This is a genomic window from Desulfotalea psychrophila LSv54, assembly GCF_000025945.1.
GTDB lineage: Bacteria > Desulfobacterota > Desulfobulbia > Desulfobulbales > Desulfocapsaceae > Desulfotalea > Desulfotalea psychrophila.
Map to the genome: position 1 here is coordinate 458,341 of NC_006138.1, position 13,593 is coordinate 471,933.

Annotated in this window: 13 protein-coding genes; 4 read left to right on the plus strand and 9 right to left on the minus strand. The window is 49.4% G+C overall.

The genetic code is table 11. From position 1 onward, the window contains the following. Positions 1 to 3: 3 nt before the first annotated feature. From dapB to argB, 9 genes are all read right to left on the minus strand, one after another. Complete coding sequence (dapB, locus tag DP_RS02145) at positions 4 to 813, minus strand: 4-hydroxy-tetrahydrodipicolinate reductase (RefSeq protein ID WP_041277519.1); 810 nt, start codon at positions 811 to 813, stop codon at positions 4 to 6. 83 nt (positions 814 to 896) lie between these two features. After that, positions 897 to 1,778: a 4-hydroxy-tetrahydrodipicolinate synthase gene (gene dapA / locus DP_RS02150; RefSeq protein ID WP_041277520.1), complete on the minus strand. Its 882-nt coding sequence runs from the start codon at positions 1,776 to 1,778 to the stop codon at positions 897 to 899. A gap of 67 nt (positions 1,779 to 1,845) precedes the next feature. Next, positions 1,846 to 2,739 (minus strand): diaminopimelate epimerase, encoded by an 894-nt coding sequence (dapF, locus tag DP_RS02155; protein WP_011187678.1) that lies wholly within the window; start codon positions 2,737 to 2,739, stop codon positions 1,846 to 1,848. A 78-nt stretch (positions 2,740 to 2,817) separates the two neighbouring features. Continuing rightward, on the minus strand, positions 2,818 to 3,879 hold the full coding sequence (locus DP_RS02160) for a fibronectin type III domain-containing protein (protein WP_011187679.1): 1,062 nt from the start codon (positions 3,877 to 3,879) through the stop codon (positions 2,818 to 2,820). Further along, positions 3,879 to 5,273 carry an argininosuccinate lyase gene (gene argH / locus DP_RS02165; RefSeq protein WP_011187680.1) on the minus strand — a complete coding sequence of 465 codons (1,395 nt, stop codon included), beginning with the start codon at positions 5,271 to 5,273 and terminating at the stop codon, positions 3,879 to 3,881. Before argH ends, DP_RS02160 begins: the two co-directional genes overlap by 1 nt. Positions 5,274 to 5,332: 59 nt before the next feature. Further along, positions 5,333 to 6,529 (minus strand): argininosuccinate synthase, encoded by a 1,197-nt coding sequence (locus DP_RS02170; RefSeq protein ID WP_011187681.1) that lies wholly within the window; start codon positions 6,527 to 6,529, stop codon positions 5,333 to 5,335. Positions 6,530 to 6,569: 40 nt separating this feature from the next. Then, positions 6,570 to 7,481, minus strand: a complete 912-nt coding sequence (gene argF, locus DP_RS02175) for an ornithine carbamoyltransferase (protein ID WP_011187682.1) — start codon at positions 7,479 to 7,481, stop codon at positions 6,570 to 6,572. Between the two features lie 145 nt (positions 7,482 to 7,626). Next, entirely contained in the window at positions 7,627 to 8,820 is a 1,194-nt protein-coding gene (locus DP_RS02180) for an acetylornithine transaminase (protein ID WP_011187683.1), read from the minus strand. A gap of 48 nt (positions 8,821 to 8,868) precedes the next feature. After that, positions 8,869 to 9,759 carry an acetylglutamate kinase gene (argB, locus tag DP_RS02185; RefSeq protein ID WP_011187684.1) on the minus strand — a complete coding sequence of 297 codons (891 nt, stop codon included), beginning with the start codon at positions 9,757 to 9,759 and terminating at the stop codon, positions 8,869 to 8,871. A 234-nt stretch (positions 9,760 to 9,993) separates the two neighbouring features. Between argB and lptA the strand changes: the two genes are divergently transcribed. From lptA to DP_RS16525, 4 genes are read left to right on the plus strand one after another with little or no spacing between them, the layout of a single operon-like run. Next, positions 9,994 to 10,494 (plus strand): lipopolysaccharide transport periplasmic protein LptA, encoded by a 501-nt coding sequence (lptA, locus tag DP_RS02190; RefSeq protein WP_011187685.1) that lies wholly within the window; start codon positions 9,994 to 9,996, stop codon positions 10,492 to 10,494. A gap of 22 nt (positions 10,495 to 10,516) precedes the next feature. Beyond that, entirely contained in the window at positions 10,517 to 11,239 is a 723-nt protein-coding gene (gene lptB / locus DP_RS02195; RefSeq protein WP_011187686.1) for an LPS export ABC transporter ATP-binding protein, read from the plus strand. 5 nt (positions 11,240 to 11,244) lie between these two features. Further along, positions 11,245 to 12,696, plus strand: a complete 1,452-nt coding sequence (gene rpoN, locus DP_RS02200) for an RNA polymerase factor sigma-54 (protein WP_041277521.1) — start codon at positions 11,245 to 11,247, stop codon at positions 12,694 to 12,696. Between the two features lie 47 nt (positions 12,697 to 12,743). Further along, positions 12,744 to 13,592 carry a TRAP transporter TatT component family protein gene (locus DP_RS16525; protein ID WP_011187688.1) on the plus strand — a complete coding sequence of 283 codons (849 nt, stop codon included), beginning with the start codon at positions 12,744 to 12,746 and terminating at the stop codon, positions 13,590 to 13,592. Position 13,593 lies beyond the last annotated feature (1 nt).

Below are 13,593 nucleotides of genomic sequence, written 5' to 3' on the forward strand. Positions count from 1 at the left end.
CTCCTATAGATCCTGCAAGCCGAGGACATCAAACATATCGTAGATGCCATTCTCGCGTCCCACCAACCAAGCCGCAGCCGTGGCCGCGCCTTTAGCAAAATGGTCCCGACTATGGGCACGATGAGAGATCTCCAACCGTTCACCGGCACCGGCAAAGTAGATGGTATGCTCGCCGACAATATCCGCCGCCCGCAGGGTTTGGATACCTATCTCCTTGGGATCACGCTCGCCGATGATACCGTTACGCTCATAGACACCCACCTCGGCCAGATTACGCCCCACACCCTCGGCCGCCATCTCGGCAAGCTTAAGGGCAGTTCCACTGGGTGCATCCTTCTTCTTATTGTGATGGGCCTCAAGAATCTCGATATCATAGTCATCGCCAAGGATAGCAGCCGTCTTCTTGGCCAGCTTAAAGAGGACGTTAACACAGACGGACATATTGGGTGCCTGAACACAGGGAAAGGAGGCAGAGAGGTCCTTGAGCTCAGCAAGCTCATCGACGGAAAGTCCGGTGGTACCAATAACCATGGCCTTACCGTGCTTAGCGGCAATACGAGCAAACTCCATGGTGGCCGTATGAAAGGTAAAGTCTATAATCACATCGCCATCGGCAATAACTGATTCAAGACCTTCCCCAACAATGACCCCATTTTCTTCACCGAAGACAATCCGACCAATATCCTTACCAATGGCAGGATTTCCTGCCGCCTCAAAGGCTGCCGCGTATTCAAGCTCAGGATGGGCCTCTACCATATGGGCAACCCGCTGCCCCATGCGCCCGCTGGCGCCTGCTATAATAACTTTTGTCATAACTCTCTCTGCAAAACTCTGTTTCGGCGGGAACCAGAAACTGATCCCCACCTGGGAAATATTCTTTTTTTTGGGGAGGGGGCTTAAATCAAGTTGAGACCCTTCATGGCAAGCTTAAGATTGGCAAGATTATCATCATCAATGGGGGTCATGGGAATACGAGGCAGTCCCTCTCGGATAACACCCATCAGCTCCAAAGCCTTCTTAGCAGGAGCAGGACTTGGAGCGGCGAACATCTGCTTCATCATATCATACATCTGATAGTGAAGCTGACGGGCGCGATCCCAGTCGCCGGCAAAGGTGGCCTCCTGCATCTCCGCCATCCCCTTAGGGAAGACATTGGAGATAACAGAAATAACGCCCTTGCCGCCAATAACATTGGTGGGCATAGAGGTGAAATCATCGCCTGAGAGAACAATGAAATCCTCCGGGCATTTACGAATCACATCGGAGATCTGCTCAAGACAACCACAGGCCTCTTTTATACCGATGATATTATCAATCCCAGCAAGTCGGGCCGTGGTTTCCGGAGCAATATTAACCACCGTCCGTCCTGGCACATTATAGAGAAACATCGGGATATCAACAGCCTCGGCAATGGCCTTAAAATGCTGATAAATACCCTCCTGACTCGGTTTGTTATAGTAGGGGGCAACGGAGAGTATTGCATCCGCACCGCTCTCCTTGGCACTCTCGGAGAGATCTATCGCCTCAAGGGTATTATTAGCCCCTGCTCCGGCAATAACTGGAACCCGACCAGCCACCGTCTTAATGGCAAGGTCCATCACCTGCTTATGCTCATCAAAACTGAGGGTTGCCGATTCACCCGTGGTTCCACAGGGAACAATACCGTGGGTGCCATTGGCTATCTGAAACTCTATCAGATCAACAAAACTCTGTTCATCCACCTCACCGTTGATAAACGGTGTAATAATTGCCACATAGGCACCGTGAAACTTTTCCATAACACCTCCCAAATCAAAACTTCTATAGAAGTTATTGCTTATATAAACCTTGAAAAACCAACTCTAATTAACGCTTTCCAAGTTCCTTTACTATATCAGCGGGCAGAGCCTCTGCAGCCAGCTCTCCCTGATAGATAATTCGCGCAGGCCCGCTAAGAGATGGCGCCGCCTCCTGAGGAGGACAGCCCGTCTTAAAGGCAATGCTTAAAATCTCTCCACCTGAACTTACAATATTTACCGGTGAAGCAAAGCCATATTTTTTACTGAAACAGAGAGCCGCAGCCACCGCCCCTGTACCGCAGGCCATGGTCTCATCCTCGACACCACGCTCATAGGTACGAACATAGAGGCTATTGCCCTCGCCCCGAGAGACAAAATTGACATTGGTGCCAGCGGGAGCAAAATGGTCATGATTGCGGACAATCCTGCCCCACTCCTGAACCGGGATATTGCCAATCCCCTGCCCCTCACTGACCTCATCGACATAGACCACCGCATGGGGAACACCGGTATTAAGAAAATCGACCTGACAGGAGGTGCCGCCAAGCTCAAGGGAGAGACCTGAACGATAATCTTCAGGAGCAGTCATCTGCAGACAGACTGTATCATCGGCAAAAACCTCTGCCTCGATGATGCCGGCCAGAGTGGCAAAAGACATCTTCGCCCCGGCAATGCCACGGCTGAAGGCATAACGAGCCGCACAGCGAGCCCCATTACCACACATCTCAGCCAGGGAGCCATCGGCATTATAAAAATCCCAGGAAAAATCTGCTATGCTACTCTTCTCAATAAAGATAATACCATCGGCACCGACAGAAAACATCCGAGGGCAGATATGGGCTGCAAGTTTTGCCCGAATGGCAGGGGGGACAGCCCCCTCTCTATTATCAATAAAGATAAAATCATTACCGGCGCCACTCATCTTGGTAAAAGAGAGTGCACCCTTTTCCATATGATCCATAAAAACTCCTCCAGTTCATAATAAAAAAGACCCTTCTGGATTATCAGAAGGGTCTTTCAAAATCAGCTGCTCACCTATTTATTGGTAACGAGGAAAGGCTTCCTGAGAGGCAGGACTCTCGTTGGCGGGTTGGGCAGTATCAATTGCCCTCACCACATAAAAATAACGACCCTTATCCGGAACGGGATCCGTATAGACAATAACATCAGCTGCCACCTCCTTAACCAGACTAAAGTCCTTCTGATCTTCCCCTCGTCGATAGAGGCGATAGCCGGCAAGATCGTCCACCTTCACCCCCTGCCAAACAAGTTTAATACCAGCCCCGACCCGAATAGCAAGAAGACCGCGCGGGGTTGGAGGCGCAGTTCGATCAACGGACTCAACCTGAGCCACCTTGCTATAGGACCCTTGAGCAAACTCACCCTGATAGTCCATAAGGCTCTGCACCCGATAGCTGTACTTCTTGCCCCGGGCAACACGACGATCAAGATATCCTGTGCTCTCAAGAAGATCACCAATATTTTGAAAGCTAGCACCACCAGAAGACCTCTGAACCTGATAGAGCAGAGGGTACTGAGAAGAGCTGCCGTCAATCAGCCTTTCTACCGGCTGCCAACTCAACTCGATCTGGCCATCGCCTGCCAGAACCTTGAAGTTTGCAGGAGCTGCAGCAGGGGTAAACCAGATAAAGGAGACTATATTAGAGTCAGAACTTGCTGCCCACCAACTAGTACGGGAGCGAATGGCAAAGAAGTACTTATTGCCAGAAACAAGTGACGAGACGGCAAGTTCCCCCCTCTGGGGAGTCTCTCCATCAAAGACCTCACCACCGGGCAGAGACGTTGGCGGATCAAAAGGAATGGGACAATTTTCACAGACTTCTTCCAGGGGCATCTGGCCCCGATAGAAGTCAAAGCTATCAATGGACTGTAACTTCGTCCCGGCAACGCTCTCAAGAGGATAGGACCAGGTAAGATGCGCACCTTCAGCATCAATAGTATAGCGCAGATCCCGGATTGCCGTAGGCACCACTGTCTGCGGAGCCACGGGCGGATTTTTAAAACCACAACCGCCACTGACAAGTAAGAGTGCTCCCACAAGAACTGAACATCCCAACTGCAGTCTCTGCGCCATCTTCATTAGGCTATCCCCACACATTTTTCAGCAAGGGTGAGCGCTTCTGTCACCCGGACAAGGCCTGTTCCACCGGTGGAGACACGACTATTGACAGAACCCTCTGCGGTAAGCACGGCGAAAACGTCGCTTTCAATAACCGGAGAGAACTCCTGCATTTCCGTAAGGGTAAGATCGGGAAGCTCGCAACCCTTGGCAATACAGGCGGCAACTGCGCTACCGACGATATGATGGGCCTGACGAAATGGCACATCCTTCATTACCAGATAGTCGGCAAGATCCGTTGCCGTGATAAAACCGGTCTCGGTGGCTTCAGCGCAACGAGCGGTATTAAACTTCATATGCGCCATCATCTCGGCGGTGATAGAAAGGGAGGCAGATACGGTATCAATAGCATCAAATACCGGTTCCTTATCTTCCTGCTGATCACGATTATAGGTGAGCGGCAATCCCTTCATCATGGTGATAAGGCTGATCAGGCTACCCACAACCCGGCCAGACTTACCGCGGATAAGCTCGGCAATATCAGGGTTTTTCTTCTGGGGCATAATGGAAGATCCGGTACAGAAACTATCGGAAATATCCACAAACTTATACTCAGAGGTAGACCAGGTCACCAACTCTTCGGCAAGACGGGAGAGGTGGAGCTGAATCATAGTAAGGCAGGAGGTCAGCTCAATTGCATAATCGCGATCCGCAGAGGTATCCATGGAGTTTGCGGTAACACCGGCAAAGCCCAGAGCCTTAGCCACCTGCTCACGATTAATGGGCAGACCGGTTCCCGCCATGGCAGCACAGCCAAGGGGAGAGAGATTGAGACGTTTACGGCAGTCGAGGATACGATCACGATCACGTCTGAACATCTCGTAATAGGCCAGCATATGGTGGGTGATGAGTACCGGCTGAGCACGCTGAGTATGGGTATAACCAGGCATAATATCGCCAAGATACTTACGACCAACCACAGTAAAGGCACGACAGGCACCATCGAGAAGCTCTACCAGATGGTCACATTGATCACGAAGATACATCTTGAAGTCGAGGGCGATCTGATCATTACGGCTACGAGCTGCATGCAAACGAGAGCCAGCAGCGCCAATGCGATCCACCAGAGCCTGCTCAATGTTCATATGAACATCTTCATACTCGGTCTTAAATTCGAAGACTCCTGCCTCAATATCTGCCTCAATACTGGAAAGTCCTGCAATGATCTGCTCAAGTTCTTCCGGGGAAATAATTCCCTGACTGCTGAGCATAGTCGCATGGGCCTTAGAGCCGGCAATATCATACTTGTACAAACGGACATCATAGCTGATGGACTCGCTGAATTTTTCCACCGAGGCTGCCATTGCTTCGCTAAAACGTCCACCCCACAACTTCTTTGATTTTTGCTCTGTCATCTCTGTATCTCTTCTCTATTTAGATATCCCGCACCACCAGGATGCGGGACGGGAGTTTATTACTTGCCCTGCAGTGCGTTGATCTTCAAACGAAGGCCATTGAGACGGATAAAACCGGTGGCATCGCCCTGGTCATATACATCATCTGCTTCAAAGGTGGCAAAATCTTCTTTGTAAAGACTCTGATCAGACTTACGGCCAACAGAAAAACAGTTGCCCTTATAAAGCTTCATACGTACCACACCGCTTACGGTCTTCTGGGCAGTATCCATGGTCATCTGGAGAAGCTCGCGCTCAGGTGAGAACCAGAAACCATTGTAGATAAGCTCAGCATAACGAGGCACCAAAGAGTCACGAATCTTCATCACCTCACGATCGAGACAGATGGTCTCAAGATCACGGTGAGCATGATAGAGCAGGGTTCCACCAGGAGTCTCATAGACACCACGACTCTTCATACCAACGAAACGGTTCTCGACAAGATCAAGACGACCAACAGCATTTTCACCGGCAACCTTATTAAGCGCTCTGAAAAGCTCAAGTGGTTCCATGGCAACGCCATCAAGGGCTATAGGATCACCGTTTTGAAAGGTGATTTCCAGATAGGTAGGCTTGTCCGGGGCCATCTCAGGAGAGACGGTGAGTTTGAACATATCCGGATCAGGCTCATTCCATGGGCTCTCAAGGATGCCGCCCTCAAAGCTGATGTGAAGCAGGTTCTCATCGGAGCTATAGGGGTTTTTCTTGGTGGTTGGCACAGGAATATTATGCTGCTTAGCATACTCTTCAAGTCTGGTACGGGAGTTGAGATCCCAGGTACGCCATGGAGCAATGATCTGCAGACTAGGATCAAGACCGATATAACCGAGCTCAAAACGAACCTGATCGTTACCCTTACCGGTGGCGCCATGACTTACGGCGTTGGCACCCTCTGCATGGGCAATACGTACCTGCTCTTTAGAGATAAGTGGACGGGCAAGAGAGGTACCAAGAAGATAGGTGCCCTCGTAAATTGCAGATGCACGAAAGGCGGGGAAGATATAATCTTCAACAAATTCCTTCTGCAGGTCGGAAACGATTACCTTATCGGCACCGGTGGCCATACCCTTTTCCTTAACTGCATCCCAATCCTCTATCTGGCCAATATTAGCAGAATAGGCAACAACAGGACATTCATACTCATTGGCCAACCACTTTAAAATAACAGATGTATCTAAACCGCCTGAATAGGCGAGTACAATTTTATCAACGCTCATAGCATCCTCTAAAAAATATTTTACCTAACAAATTCAACTACTACCCAAGAAATCGCTCAAGAATTGCCTTGTGCATGTGCATTTTATTCTCTGCCTCATCAAAGGCGACACACTGAGGTCCCTCAAGTACATCTTCTGTAATCTCCTCACCACGATGGGCAGGAAGACAGTGGAGGACGATGGCATCATCGGCTGCCTTTGCCATCATTTCTGCATTTACCTGATAGCTTGCAAAAATTTTCAGGCGCTCATCCTGCTCACTTTCTTGCCCCATTGAGGCAAAAACGTCAACATTTATAACATCAGCGCCAAGCACAGCCGTTTGAGGATCACGCAGAAGGGTAATAGGCTTTGCTCCCTCGGCCTGGGCTGCGGCAAGAATCTCAGCATCAGGATCATACCCTTCAGGGCAGGCAAGAATCAACTCAAAACCAAGTTTTGCCGCTGCCTGAATCCAGGAGTTGGCCATATTATTACCATCACCCACCCAGACAATCTTTAGATCCTGAATAGCACCTTTCTTCTCAATTACCGTCATGATATCGCTGAGAATCTGACAGGGATGATGAAGATCGGTAAGGGCATTGATCACCGGCACGGTAGCATACTGGGCAAGCTCATTTACCACTTCCTGACCAAAGGTACGGACAACTATACCATCAACATAACGGGACATGACCCGAGCCATATCCTTCAGAGGCTCCGATCTTGACAACTGGGTGTCACGACCAGAGAGAAAAAGAACCTGACCGCCAAGACCGTACATAGCCGATTCAAAGGAGACACGGGTTCTGGTGGATGGTTTTTCAAAGATCAGAGCAACGCTCTTACCTGCAAGCTGCTGATGGCGAATACCCCGGGATCGCTCCTCTTTAAGCTCAATGGCTCTGGCTATAAGGCTGGCAATCTCTTCCCCGGTAAAATCTCCCAATGACGACAAATGATCTGGCATAATTTTCGCTCCTATCCCTAACGATATACCCCTCTGAACTGCAAGGAGTCACAATATAAATTCAACATAAAAAGCCAAGCAAACATCATTACATAAAAATAATATCCTTTGCAAAAGCTTTTCACCTTGATGTAAAGAAAAACGTCTACAGCACTGACAAAACTTCCCTGAGAGCGGCTGCCAGAGAGTCACACTGCTCCCGGCTTACCACCAAAGGCGGGGCAAAGCGCAGGGCAACGCCACCGGCAAAGTTGATCAGAAAGCCCTTTTCAAGCATTTCCATAACAATCTTTGAACCACTCTTCTTCCCCTCCTCGGTCATCACCAGACCCCGAAGTAGCCCCAAGCCACGCTCCTCAGTGAAAATGGCAGGAAATTCTTTAACAAGTTTGCCGAGGCTCTGGGCCAGATGCTCAGCCACGGACTTCACCTCAGCCAAGAAGCCATCCTCAAGAATCACCTCCAGATTGGTGCTTGCCGCAGCACAGACAACAGGGTTTCCGCCAAAGGTAGAACCATGGCTTCCCGGCACCAAACTTGCGGCAACGGCATCACGGGTAATAATGGCACCGATGGGCATACCCGAGGCCAGGCCCTTGGCCAGAGTCATGATATCTGGTTCCACCCCGAATACCTGATGGGCAAAGAGACTGCCTGAACGGCCAACACCGGTCTGAACCTCATCAAATATCAGTAAGACACCGTGACGATCACAGATATCCCGAATGCCCTGCAGATATTCCCTGCCAAGGGGGCGTACTCCGCCCTCTCCCTGCAGGGGTTCGCAGAGAACAGCACAGACCGTATCATCAATCATTGCCTCAAGGGCATCAAGATCGGCAAAGGGGGCTGCGGCAAAACCGGTGGGAATAGGCTCAAAACCTGCGCAGAATCTGGCCTGCCCCGTTGCCGCCAGGGTTACCATGGTCCGGCCATGAAATGCCCCCGTCAAAGAGATAATCTTATTCTTGCCGGCAGGGGCATGAATACGGGCAAGCTTAATCGCCGCCTCATTGGCCTCGGCGCCGGAATTACAAAAGAAGACCTTGTCGCCAAAGCTATTTTCCACCAACAGTTCAGCAAGGCGAGTCTGGGCCTCGGTATAATAAAGATTTGAAACATGGATAAGGCGCTCGGACTGCTCGCGGATAGCATTTACTATCCGGGGATGACAGTGTCCCAGACTACAGACAGCAATGCCTGCCAGAAAATCCACATATTTCTTACCGTTCGCGTCGGTGAGCACACAGCCTGTTCCCTCTGTAAAGGCTACAGGATATCTACCGTAGTTACCAACGAGTACCTTATCCGCCCTCTCTTTTACCGATTCATTCGTCATCGTCCATCACTCCAACAGCGCCGATCATTTGACCAACAGCGTCATCTGTTAATAAATTTCTGTTCCCACCCCGTCCCGGGTGAAAATTTCGAGCAAAATAGCATGCTCAACCCGACCATCTACGATATATGTTTTTGCTACACCGCCCTTGACCGCATCTTCACAGCAACGCACCTTAGGAATCATGCCACCCATAATGGTGCCATCCTCTATCAGCCCGTTCAGCTCCTGCCATTCAAGGGTAGTTAACAGATCACCGGCCTTATTCTTAACCCCCGGCACATCTGTTAAAAGAATCAACTTCTCAGCAGAGAGCTCTGCGGCAATAGCACTGGCCACCAGATCTGCATTAATATTAAAGGCCCGACCATCCTCACCGACACCCACGGGAGCAATAATCGGAATAAAATCATCCTGACTGAGGGTTTCCAAAACATGGGAGTTAATCTTTGTTACCTGACCAACACGGCCGACGTCTATCAGCTCAGGGGGATTATCACCTACCTGGGCCTGATTCATCTGCAATTGTTCGGCACAGACAAGGTCACCATCCCGGCCCGACAGGCCAACTGCCTTACCGCCACAGTGATTAATCAGACCAACAATTTCCTTATTGACCTTACCCACCAGCACCATCTCCACCACATCCATGGTCTCACCATCGGTGACACGCATACCCTGAACATAGCTCGGCTTAATATCCAATCGGTCAAGGAGGTTATTTATCTGCGGGCCACCACCGTGAACAATGATAGGGTTGATGCCAATCTGCTTGAGCAAAATCACATCAAGGGCAAACTGCTTCTTCAACGCCTCATCAACCATTGCATGCCCACCGTACTTAATAACGATGGTCTTATGCCGAAATTCCTGCATATAGGGCAGTGACTCTATTAGGACCTTTGCCCTTTCTATGCTCTTTTCCACAGTATCGTTCATTTTTTACACTCACAACCAATTGTTATTTAGCCTGGAAGACGCACTGGGTTCTTTTATTCTCCTACAAAGAGAAAAACCCGAACTATTTGCACACTATACTAATAGTTATAAGCCTGTTCGTAAAGGTGCTTTACAAGAAACTGCGCATTAGAACTATTTACTTTCACCAACCTATACATTACAATAGGCTCGGAAATTGCTTAAACGTAAAAATCCAGCCTTGGAGAAGAGCAGATGAAAGCCAGGAAATTACTATCCATATTGTTTTGCTACACCTTATTACAGACCCTTATCGCCTCGACAGCCTTTGCCAAAGATGCACCGATATACATAGAGGCAAACCATATGACCTCAACGGAAAATACAAATACCGTGTTTTTTGAAGGAGATGTCGATGCCAAACAGGATGATGTCCGCATTCGTTCTAACAAGATGACTGTCTTCTACAGCAAGGCCAGTAAGGGAGAAAAAAGCCAACAGGTGAAAAAAATTATCTGTACCGGCAATACGGAGGTCACCCGGGGAGAGTGGCTCGGTACCGGCCAGAGAATGGTCTATACAACAAAGGACAAAAAGATAGTCCTCACCGGCAACGCCAAAGCCTGGCAGAATCAAAACATGGTCAGCGGAGAGACAATCACCTATTTTCTCGACCAGAAACGCTCTGAAGTTGTCGGCACACCTCAAAAAAACAAAAAACCGTCTCGGGTCAACATGACCATTATCCAGAACTAGAACGAGCCCAGGGGTTTATATTATGTCTCTGCTTGAAACACGAAATATAGTAAAAAAATACGGTGACCGAACCGTTGTTGACGGGGTTAACCTTCAGGTTCAAACAGGGGCTGTCGTCGGCCTACTGGGACCCAACGGCGCAGGAAAGACAACATCATTTTATTCTATTGCCGGTTTTATCAAGCCCGATGGTGGAGAGATTATTCTTGATGGCGAAGAGATCACCAAACTACCCATCCACAAACGAGCCCTCAGGGGCATATCCTATCTGCCCCAAGAGCCTTCGGTATTCAAAAAACTCACCGTTGAAGAAAACGTGCGTATTATTCTGGAGCCACTGGGGATAGCAAAGGCAGAAATAGAACGTCGCATTGATGAACTCGCCTCTGACCTCAACCTCAACTATCTCCGTAAAAACAGAGGATATAGTCTTTCCGGCGGTGAACGACGCAGGGTGGAAATCATGCGTGCCCTTTCAACCAAACCTAAATTTATTCTTCTCGATGAACCCTTTGCCGGGATTGATCCCCTGGCAGTACAGGATTTGCAAAAACTCATCAGAAGCCTCAAAGAACGAGGCCTCGGCATTCTCATCTCTGACCATAATGTCCGAGAGACATTACAAGTTTGCGATTTTGCCTATATTATGAATTCAGGCCAAATACTTACCAGCGGTGCCGCCAGCGAAATTATCGAAAGCAAGATTGCCCGTAAGACCTATCTTGGTGAACATTTTAGTATGTGAGACTTATGGCTTTAGAACTACGACAGCAACTCAAACTTACCCAGAAGTTAGTCATGACGCCTCAACTGCGTCAGGCCATCAAACTCCTCCAGCTCAACAGACTAGAGCTTGCCGGTGCTCTCCAGGCAGAACTGCGTGAAAACCCTGCCCTCGAAGAAGATTTTAGCCAAACAGACCAAGACAAGATTGCTGAGGCGCTGGATTCCACGGTCGAGCCACCCACCCGAACCCCGGAATCCGATGTCACCAGAACCCTTGAAGCCCGCGACAGTCTTGACGGCATCAACTGGAAGGATTACGCAAATAATTTTGACAGCAACTTCTCCTTTGCCAGAGAAATACCTCCGGCAGATGCACCATCGCAGTTTGATTTCATCTCTGAAGAGCCGGGACTCTCTGCCCATCTGCAGTGGCAACTAGCCCACTGCGAACTGGACGTTGACGAAAGAGAGATAGCCACCTACATTCTGGGAAATCTGAACAGATATGGTTTTCTTGTGGCTGACCTCAACGACATCCAAACAAGCTGTGAATGCAGCCCGGATGATGCCGCCTATGTACTCGAGGTAATACAGGATCTTGAGCCGGCAGGCATTGCCGCCAGAAATGTCAGCGAATCCCTTTTCCTGCAACTGGAAAGACTGGGCAAGGAGCATAGCCTGGCAGCAGAAATTGTCACCGAACACATGAGCTCTCTTGAAATAAAAGACATCAAAACCATCGCCCGTAAAACAGGAAGAAAACGTCCTGAAGTTGTCAAGGCCATTGATTTCATCGTCGACAATCTCACCCCCTACCCGGGACTGCCCTTTGTTACAGAAAAGACCAACTATATTATTCCCGATGTCTATGTCCGCAATATTGATGGAGAGCTGATCATCACCCTGAACAACGACGATCTGCCCAAGCTGAAACTCTCCCAGGAATATGTAGCGATGACCAAGGGAGGGGAGATCAATAAGGAATCAAAGAGCTACCTGGTTAACAAGGTGAGAAATGCAGAGTGGTTCATCAAAACCATCCACCAGAGACAGCGCACCATCTACCGGGTAATGGAAAGTATCTTGAAGTTTCAGGGAGATTTTTTCGTTCATGGCTCAACCCACCTCAAGCCACTCATCCTCCGTGATATTGCCGAGGATATCGGCATGCATGAATCCACTATCAGCCGGGTCACCTCCAACAAATACGTGCACACCCCCTTGGGTATCTATGAGCTGAAATATTTCTTCTCAACGGCAATTCCACGGGTAGGCGGAGAGGCATTGGCCTCGGAATCCATCAAAACCCTTATTCGCAAGATTATTCAAAATGAGGACAAGGCAAAGCCACTCAGTGACAATAAAATTTCGGAAATACTGGCCATGGACAATATCAAGCTCGCCCGGAGAACGGTGGCAAAATACAGAGAGCAGATGCAGATACAGCCGGTAAAGCACAGACGAAAAACCAGGTAGGGCTACTGGCAATGAATATTAATGACAGAATGTGATTTGGAGCCCCCATGTCTCACGGAAAAATTTTTAGCTGGACAGTGCTCACCCTGACGGTCTTTCTGCTGAGCTCCTGTGCCCGGCTCATCACGCACAATGTTGTGGAACCTGCTGTGGCCAATATCCAACAACAGACCGACATCGAGCTCGTCTGTGAGGGGGCACCGGCCTACCTGCTTATGGTGGACTCCATGCTCACCTCTCATCCGCGAGACGAAGGCCTGTTGAGAATGGCCAGCCAGGCCTATATTGGTTATGTGGGCGCCCTTGGACAATGTGGCGCCCCCCCAGCCAAAATCAGGACAAATACCGACAAGACAAAACTCTATGCAGGCAGACTCCTGGAAGAAAAAATCCACTGGCAGACAAGGGGTTTTGAGCTCGACCAAGAGTTGGCAGAATGTGACAGATCCGACGTCCCCGAACTCTTTTGGGGAAGTTTTGGCCTCCTCACCTGGATCCAACAACAGGGAGGAAGCCCCGCCTCCATGGCTGATCTTGTGGTGGTTGAAAAAACCATGCAACGCATCCTTGAACTGGATGAGAAATATCAAGCCGGTGCAGCCCATCTCTTCTTTGGTGGTTACTACGCAACAAAACCTGAATTTCTTGGTGGCGGCCCGAAAAAGGCCCGCTATCATCTTGAAAAGGCTCTACTCCTCAGCCAACATCAATTTCTCCTCTGCCAGGTCACCTATGCAAGAACCTACGCAAGATTGACCTTTGATCAGGAACTCCACGACAGACTACTTAAGGAGGTTCTCTCCTTCCCCATAGAATCAGCTCCGCAATATGCCCTCAGTAACCGTATAGCTCAAAAAGAGGCAGAGAAGCTCCTCGACGAAGGCTATTTTGACTAAT

Excerpts from the sequence above, each read along its gene's own strand:
- dapB (WP_041277519.1), bottom strand. The coding sequence starts at position 813 with ATGACAAAAGTTATTATAGCAGGCGCCAGCGGGCGCATGGGGCAGCGG.
- dapA (WP_041277520.1), bottom strand. The coding sequence starts at position 1,778 with ATGGAAAAGTTTCACGGTGCCTATGTGGCAATTATTACACCGTTTATC.
- dapF (WP_011187678.1), bottom strand. The coding sequence starts at position 2,739 with ATGGATCATATGGAAAAGGGTGCACTCTCTTTTACCAAGATGAGTGGC.
- DP_RS02160 (WP_011187679.1), bottom strand. The coding sequence starts at position 3,879 with ATGAAGATGGCGCAGAGACTGCAGTTGGGATGTTCAGTTCTTGTGGGA.
- argH (WP_011187680.1), bottom strand. The coding sequence starts at position 5,273 with ATGACAGAGCAAAAATCAAAGAAGTTGTGGGGTGGACGTTTTAGCGAA.
- DP_RS02170 (WP_011187681.1), bottom strand. The coding sequence starts at position 6,529 with ATGAGCGTTGATAAAATTGTACTCGCCTATTCAGGCGGTTTAGATACA.
- argF (WP_011187682.1), bottom strand. The coding sequence starts at position 7,481 with ATGCCAGATCATTTGTCGTCATTGGGAGATTTTACCGGGGAAGAGATT.
- DP_RS02180 (WP_011187683.1), bottom strand. The coding sequence starts at position 8,820 with ATGACGAATGAATCGGTAAAAGAGAGGGCGGATAAGGTACTCGTTGGT.
- argB (WP_011187684.1), bottom strand. The coding sequence starts at position 9,759 with ATGAACGATACTGTGGAAAAGAGCATAGAAAGGGCAAAGGTCCTAATA.
- lptA (WP_011187685.1), top strand. The coding sequence starts at position 9,994 with ATGAAAGCCAGGAAATTACTATCCATATTGTTTTGCTACACCTTATTA.
- lptB (WP_011187686.1), top strand. The coding sequence starts at position 10,517 with ATGTCTCTGCTTGAAACACGAAATATAGTAAAAAAATACGGTGACCGA.
- rpoN (WP_041277521.1), top strand. The coding sequence starts at position 11,245 with ATGGCTTTAGAACTACGACAGCAACTCAAACTTACCCAGAAGTTAGTC.
- DP_RS16525 (WP_011187688.1), top strand. The coding sequence starts at position 12,744 with ATGTCTCACGGAAAAATTTTTAGCTGGACAGTGCTCACCCTGACGGTC.